This window comes from Kocuria oceani, from assembly GCF_029524215.1.
Lineage (GTDB): Bacteria > Actinomycetota > Actinomycetes > Actinomycetales > Micrococcaceae > Kocuria > Kocuria oceani.
Genome location: NZ_JARAMH010000041.1, coordinates 1 through 6,663 on the forward strand (window position 1 = coordinate 1; position 6,663 = coordinate 6,663).

At 67.7% G+C, this 6,663-nt stretch carries 5 protein-coding genes and 1 pseudogene; 2 read left to right on the forward strand and 4 right to left on the reverse strand.

The features are described from left to right. From PU704_RS19750 to PU704_RS19765, 4 genes and pseudogenes are all read right to left on the reverse strand, one after another. A pseudogene (locus PU704_RS19750) lies at positions 1-415 on the reverse strand (hypothetical protein); the annotation flags it as partial. After that, positions 415-2,001: a hypothetical protein gene (locus PU704_RS19755; RefSeq protein WP_277552835.1), complete on the reverse strand. Its 1,587-nt coding sequence runs from the start codon at positions 1,999-2,001 to the stop codon at positions 415-417. The gene PU704_RS19755 and the pseudogene PU704_RS19750, both read right to left, overlap by 1 nt. Beyond that, positions 2,001-2,642, reverse strand: coding sequence for a hypothetical protein (locus tag PU704_RS19760; RefSeq protein WP_277552841.1), 642 nt, complete (start codon positions 2,640-2,642; stop codon positions 2,001-2,003). The genes PU704_RS19755 and PU704_RS19760 overlap by 1 nt, the downstream gene beginning before the upstream one ends. Further along, entirely contained in the window at positions 2,639-3,757 is a 1,119-nt protein-coding gene (locus PU704_RS19765; protein ID WP_277552837.1) for a transglycosylase SLT domain-containing protein, read from the reverse strand. The genes PU704_RS19760 and PU704_RS19765 overlap by 4 nt, the downstream gene beginning before the upstream one ends. Before the next feature lie 790 nt (positions 3,758-4,547). Here PU704_RS19765 and PU704_RS19770 point away from each other — a divergent pair. Beyond that, positions 4,548-4,766 carry a hypothetical protein gene (locus PU704_RS19770; RefSeq protein ID WP_082157287.1) on the forward strand — a complete coding sequence of 73 codons (219 nt, stop codon included), beginning with the start codon at positions 4,548-4,550 and terminating at the stop codon, positions 4,764-4,766. Between the two features lie 195 nt (positions 4,767-4,961). Continuing rightward, positions 4,962-6,170 (forward strand): hypothetical protein, encoded by a 1,209-nt coding sequence (locus tag PU704_RS19775; protein WP_277552839.1) that lies wholly within the window; start codon positions 4,962-4,964, stop codon positions 6,168-6,170. Positions 6,171-6,663 lie beyond the last annotated feature (493 nt).

Here is a 6,663-nt window from a genome sequence, read left to right on the forward strand (position 1 = left end):
GAGCAGTAGCCTCAACTGCGGTGGCCGCTTCTTGTGCCTGCGCAGGGACGCTTTCCTCGACGTCCTGCGGGGCCGGCTCCTCCACATCCTCCGGGGCAACCTCATCGGGTGCTCCCGGTGCCGTGGTCGCCGGCTCCTCAGCGGGCGCCTGGCGGGCTGGGGTCTCTTCGGCGGCCGGGGCCGGCGCGTTGGAAACCCGCCCATCGGCGGAGACCGTCAGCACGTGCATCCCTGAGGGGTCCATGGTCACTGCCCGAGTCGGTTCCCCGGTTGTTCCAGCGACCTCGCTGGAGAGCTTCACCAGCGCCCGCCTGGCGGAGGCCACGTTCTCGTGCTGCTCAGCCAGCTCCTGTTGGTCCGGGCCCATGGTGACCGTCATCGCTCCGGTCTCGGTGATCGTCGCGTGCAGCTCCATCACTTCTCCTTATCCTCGGGGGCTGTCGAAGCGTCCCCGTCCGTCGTCTTCGGCTTGTCCTGCTGTGTGCTCGCCTGCCCAGTCGGGGTTGTTGCCGGGTTCGGGGCGGTCTCGGTCACGGCGTACACCTGGCCGTTCTCCTCCACCACGGCCAGCCCACCGTCTGTGATCAGCACCGGCACCGAGGCTTTGGGGTCCCCGGCATCCAGGGCGGTGCCCGCTCGGGAGAGCCGGGCACTGGTCTCATCGCCGGTCCCGGTCACCCACAGGTGCCCGGCCGAGGCTTGGGCTGATTCCGGCAGCACCGTCACCATCACGGCCTCGAAATCCACCGACACCCGCCCCAGGGAAACCAGCGCTCCGGCCGGGTCCCATTGCGGCTGTCCTGTCCCGGTGGAGCCCTTCACCGCCTCGGACACCAGCTGCGTCGCCTCTGTCTCGCCCTCCCCGGCAGTGACCTCCAGGAGCGCGACCTCACCGGTGCTCTCCTCCCCGGCGAACTGGGCCGCCACCAGCGACCCGCGCCCGGCCGGGAACGCCGCCACCTTCATGCCCTTGGGTGCTTTTACGGTGGCTGGCTCCGGTAGTTCCGGGCTTTCCTCGGTGATCTTCCACAACCGGCCGGTCTGGGGGTCCGCAGCGATCACGGCCCCACCATCGGCGGCGATCGCTTCGGCCCCAGCAGGCACAATCCGCTTCTGGACGCTGTTGCCCGCCAGCACCCCGGCGGTCTGATCTGCTCCGACGATCAGCGGCTCTCCACCTTCCAGCACCACCTCAGCGCGCTCGGGCAGCTGGACCTCTGCGAACTGCTCGCCCTCCTGGTCCATCACCGCCAACCGGCCCCCACTCCCGGACACGGCCAGCCGCGGCGTACCGTTGTCGGTCCACACCGCCAACCCAGTCGGCTCGAACGGGGCCGCCACGCGCTTGACCTCCCGACCGCTCTCGGCCTGGCGGGTGACCACATCGCGGTCCTCGACCATCACCAGCCGCCCTGCGGCGTCCTGGCGCACGGGCACCCGATCCTCGGCCGGGGCCGACCACTTCGCGTAGGTGGACCACCCCGCCGGGGCCGCCACCGGCAACTGGGTGGGCCCCGGCGCCGGCAGCACGACCTCGGCGCTGGAGTCCTCCCCGAGCAACTGGGCACCCACCGGCACCGCTACCCCGGCCAGCACGAACAAACCGGTCAGCGCGTAACCGGCCTGCCGCTTGGTCAGCGTGTGCGGGTCCCACCGCCGGCCCCGCCGGGTCCCACCGGCGGCCGCGGCCATGCTCCCAGTCCTCGCCACACCAGCAGCAACCGGGGACGGGCCAGGGGCCTCGTGCAGCTCCACCAAGGTGCCCTCATCCACGTCCACGACCATCTGGTACACCTGGTTGTCATCGGTGATCCCCTCGACCCGGCACCGCCGCTTCCCCATGGCCTCGCATACCGCCAACGCGGCATCACGAGCCGCCAAGGCCACCGACCCGACCTCATCGACGGCGACTACCGCCCGCTTGCCCCCACACACCGCCAGAGCCTCGTGGGAAGTCATCGTGACCACGATCAGCGGCCACCGGTGGACCACCCCACTCATCACTGCCCTCCTGTCTCGGCGGGGTCCATGTCGCGCAGCTGATGCCCCACGACCTCCCACGCACCGTCGTGCTTCTCCAGGTAGAGAGTCACCTGCCGCCGCCCCGTGCCCGGGGCAGGCTCCTCGTCGCGGCTGATCCAGCTCCAAGTCACGTCGTAGACCCGAATCGCCTTATCCGGTGCCACGTCCCGAGCCGCGTCCCCGATCGCCGCCACCGCCCGAGCCTCGCTGTAGGCCCGGTGCTCGGAGGGCTCCAACCAGGCGCCCTTCGAGGAATTGCGCTGCGGCTCGATCTGATTGGCCGCCCACTCCTCGGACATCAGCGGCTTGGCGCGGATCGCCGCGGCCGTCTCGGTACGGTCGGTAGCCGTGTCCCAGGAGTGCAGCATCAGCGCGGCCGTGTGCGCGGTGGACTCCACATCGGAGCGGTCCGCATCCCCCGGCACCGGGAACGTGCTATCCCCCGGCACCGCCGGGGTCGCCGGGACAGTAGGGGTGCTGGCAGTGCTGCTGGAAGCAGCCGCATTCGTGGGAAAGGTGGTGGTCTGCTGGGATGTCTGCTCAGCGCCCGCCCCGCAGCCCGCCAGGGGCAGGGCGCACAGGACCAGGACAGCACTCAGATGGTGACGGTGGCGGATCATCTCGGCCACGCTCCCTTCTCTTTGAGGATCGGTTCGGGGTCGATGTTGTAGCCCTCGTAGGGGAAAACGACGTCCGGGGCGGAGGGCTTGTAGATCTCGAAGTGCAGGTGCGTGGCTACGGCTCCCAGACCGGCCCGGTTGCCCTCAGTGCCGATCACGTCCCCACGGGAGAGCTTCTGGCCCTTTTTCACCGCATAGGAGTTCAGGTGGCAGAACGCGAACCCGAAATCGGGGTCATCGCCGTTCTCCTTGGCGATCACGCACCCGTCCTCGTTGTTGAATCCGGTGATGCGCAGATCGGTCGGTGCGATCACCGGACCTCCCGAACCTGAGCCGGTACCGGGGGTGGCAATATCCACCCCCACGTGGTCCTGCGCCCAGGCAGGTAGGCCCGGGACGTTGCGCCGCCCGTAGCCGGAGGTGAACTTGCCCCCGGGTAGGGGTGTGGTCCACTCCCCGTCGCCCAGGTCCCCGTCCCATTCCTTGGCACCGGTGGGCACCTCGCAGTCAGCGGAGAACTCCACCTGCCCACCGTCGAGGATCGTGGTCACGTACTTCTGGGTCTCCGCGAACGGCGGCACTCCCTTGTACTGGGCCACCGCACCGGGGCCGGCGTTGTAAGCGGCCAGCATCAGGCGCACCAGCTGGTCCGCGTCATCGCCGGCCAGGTCCTTCACCTCATCGCGCAGGGCAGCCATATAGCGCCCATAGGCCGGAATCGCATCCTCGGGATTGGTGACGTCCCCACCTTGGCCGTACCGGGCCCAGGTATCAGGCATGAACTGGGCGATCCCCTGCGCCCCGGCGGAGCTACCAGCGGTGGGATCCCAGTTGGACTCCTGTTTGAGCTGGGCAGCGACCACACTGACCGGCAATCCCGCTTCCTCAGCGGCCGCCTCCACCAACGGGCCCCAACCGTTGGGAACGTTGATCAGCCCATCCTTTGACTCTTCGCCGGATACCACCGCGGCCGGGGCGCAACCATTGGCCAAAGCCTGGGTCTGCGTCAGCACCGCAAGACCAGCCACACCGACCACCGGCACCGCCGTCAGCAAGAGCGCACCCACGGTCACCGCGGCCACCAGGCCACCGCCGCCCTTGGACTCTTCGCTCACACCAACCTCCGGTCCTATCAACAACCATTAAGGGTTATCCTTTATAAAAAGTGTAACCCGTTTTATTCGCGGCGTGCGTCATCACGCTGTATCCGTTTAAGAGAGAGGACAGTGGAGAATGGGACGCATGCCAGCCCCGATCCAACCCCGAGGTCAGAGCGACGCAGTACATGCGGCCGCTGTGGCCCTGGGAAACACCGTGCGCCTTGCGATCATTCACGAGCTCGCGCGGAGCCCCCTCCTCGGCCCAGACCTCATCACCCGTCTCGGCCTGCCCTCAGGGACCGTGGGGCCGCACCTGGAGCTCCTTCGAGGCCAGGGGGTCATCACGTCCACTCCGCAACCCGGGAGGGGCCGCCCCACACTTCACACGCTGGATATGGACAGGACCCGTGAGCTGCTGGATATCTGGACCGCGTATCTGCTGAACCAAAACACGCTCTGACCTATCGCGGCACACCACTCCGACACATCTCCCTGAGGCGCTACTGGCCTTGTCGTCCGGCGGACCTTCCCAGGGCGCCTACAGCGATGATATGTATGCAAACGACTGCTTCTCAATGTGCACTGCCGGCCTTTCATCGGCCGTGATCAGCGGTGGAAGCAATGCGCAAGGGCAGGGGCAACCGGCTATATCCTCTGTTTTTTGTCCCCGACATAGGGGACGGGCCCCCCGGCCCTGCTCGGCTTCACCCAGTGGCTTGGCTAATGGAACCTATGAGTCGGCCATAACTAAGACACACCCCTCGGCGTTCTAGCGCTAGCAAAAGCTATGTGAGAGGGTGAGCGCATGAAGGAGTACACACCCCCCAAGCTGTTCGGGCAGCGCGTCGCACTCAATATGCGCGTCAAGCCTGCTCAGCACCGCCGTGTGGCGGAGCGGGCAGCTGCGCTGGGCCTGTCCCAGGCTGACTATGTGGGTGCTCTGGTTGATCGTGATTATGGGCTACCGAACGTGATTGACGAGCGGCAGAACCAGGAGAAGGACCAACTACCTCTTGACCATTAAATGACTGACGGCCCGCCGTGGTGGGCGGGCCGTCCAAGTCAATCAGCTGTCGCTAGTTTGGCGACCGGGGACAGCTGGTTCAACAGCTAACTGAATGAGACCTAGCAATGAACCCATCACCAGGGGACTGTTGTGCCCCCTAGTGTAGCTGAGACGCGTCACCATGTGGAGTCCTCCCGGCTCCGTGCTGCCGACGTGACGTTTGCCGCTGACCAGGACGAGCACCCGTCCGTCCACAAGTTCCCCTCTCACGCCCGTCGTGTGCGGGTGGAGCACGAGCGGTCCAAGGCGGTCGTGCAGCGGGCGGTGCCCCAGGGTTGCCAGCTCGCCAAGCACGTCGCCGCTTGGCGCCGTGCCGTGCTGGAGCACCCCAGCCTGGAGTTGATCCGTGCCGATGCCCGGGCGAACGTGCTGGCCGTGGTGGAGATCATCTGCCGCCAGCAGGACCCCGCCTCGCGCACCTGGCGCACAACCTGGGACTGGGTCGCTGCGAAGATCGACCGCTCCCGCTCCACCGTCGCGCGGGTGATCCGTCACCTGCGCGAGTGCGGGCTGTTGGCTGTGGTGGCCACCGGCCGCAGCGCGGGGCGCACCCCGGCCGCCACCGGCCGCACCCGCGGCGAGGCCCCCGTCTACGCGCTGATCCACAACACCGCGCAACCGGCAGTGGAGCCTGTGGAGATAACTGACACCCCGGTCCCCACGAAGTGGGAGAGTCTTTCCCCGCACGCGCGCGAAGAGCTTTCCCCGAAGGACGCGGCTGCGCCGCGACCCAGCCGAAAGCGCGCCGCGCAGCGGCGCGAGGTGGTCGCCGCCCTGGCCCGTCGTACAGCCCCGCTGTGGCCCCGTCATGCGACGACGGAGCCTGTGATGAGGCGGGTGACCCGTCGGGCGCGGAAAGAGACTCAGCGCGCAGCTGCCCTGGAGCTCCAGCACGAGGCCATCGTCCTGCGCCAACTCACCACCGCCCACGTCGTGAGCGTGTGCCGCCCGTTCTTCGAGGCCGGATGGACCATCGCCGACGTGCTCACCGCCCTGGACTGGACCCCTCAGGGCACCCGCTACGGCTTCCTCACCGTGGAAGGCATCGACAACCCCGCCGCCTGGCTTGCTACCCGGATGCGCGCCTGGACCCACACCGACGGCACCCCCCTGCGGTCCCGGGACCAACGCGTCGCCGCCGAGGCCGCCCAGCGCCGCGCGGCAGCACGCGCGGCCGCCGAACGCCACGCCACCCGCCAAGCCCAGCTACAGGCCGAGCAAGCCGCGGGAGACGGTGTGGCCGTTAGGTCCGATGAGGAGCCGGTGACGGTGCGGCAACCGTTCCGCCAACGCTTCGCCGCCCAAATCGCCGCCGGCCAAGCCGCAGCCGCTATGACGAACACCACCCGCCACCGGACATAAAATGCGGATGCAAACTCATCCCTTCGACCTACACTGGACACATCGGTTCCGACCAACGGGCTCCTTCCGCATCCCCCGACGCGACGCGGAGCCCCATGGAACCGACTGTTGACCGATCCCCATCGGACAACAACGGACGGGCCCAGCCACTCCCCCTGGCCGGGCCCGCCCCCCGTTAACACACCCCTCCCGCCTCGGCCCGGCACGACGTTCTCCTCAGGCGCTCCAGCTGAGTGCCCTTCCCGCTTAGGAATCGAACATATGTTCTACTGTGATGCCATGAGACACTCAGTCCCACTCACCATTGACCACCCCGTGCTGGTCTCTGCGGTCCTGGTCCGAATCTCCACCGGATTCTCCTTTCCCGCTTCGGTCACTCGGTGATAGCGCACGCTCGCCTGACTATGCCCACCCTCGAGCATGGCCGGCTGATGGCCGTCGCTCGGGTCGCCCTTGGTCCCCAAAGTGCTGCATGAGATGGTCTACACGCTTG